Annotated in this window: 1 protein-coding gene; it reads left to right on the forward strand. The window is 36.1% G+C overall.

All coding sequences use genetic code 11. From position 1 onward, the window contains the following. Positions 1-754 (forward strand): hypothetical protein (locus IE124_RS36320; protein ID WP_189513958.1); only part of this gene is annotated, 754 nt, incomplete at both ends.

A 754-nucleotide genomic window follows, 5' to 3' on the forward strand; every position in this document is an offset into this window, starting at 1 on the left:
ATGACCGTTCGTCCAACAGTGAATCCACTACTCCCATCATCTCCATAGAAACAAAGGCTGTATGTGATAATACACCCTCCATTGATACGGATCCGCCAGAATATCGATCTTCTGACCATGCGACTCCTAATATAATGCCTGACAAATCCTCAAAAAATGTTACGGCTGATTCTATTCTTGACGACCTCCCACTTCCTGACTTAACCCATAAATCTCCTACGGACACTTCTGATGTTTCAAAAGATATTCCACACATACACTCTCGTCAGACTAATTCCAGTTTGGGTGGTATGGATGATTCTAATGTTCTGACTACTACCAAAAGTAAGAAAAGAACATTAGAAGATAATGAAACTGAAATTGAGGTATCCCGAGACACATGGAATAATAAGAATATGAGAAGTCTGGAACCACCAAGATCGAAGAAACGCATAAATTTAATTGCAGCAATAAAAGGAGTGAAATCGATCAAACCAGTTCGAACGACCTTAAGATATGATGAAGCAATTACATATAATAAAGACAACAAAGAAAAAGACAGATATGTTGAAGCTTATCATAAAGAAATTAGCCAACTATTGAAAATGAACACTTGGGATACAAACAAATATTATGATAGAAATGACATAGATCCTAAAAAAGTAATAAACTCAATGTTTATATTTAACAAGAAACGTGATGGTACACACAAAGCTAGATTTGTTGCAAGAAGCGACATTCAACACCCCGATACATATGATTCTGATATGCAATC

It is taken from the genome of Streptomyces narbonensis, assembly GCF_014649015.1.
GTDB classification, from domain to species: domain Bacteria; phylum Actinomycetota; class Actinomycetes; order Streptomycetales; family Streptomycetaceae; genus Streptomyces; species Streptomyces narbonensis.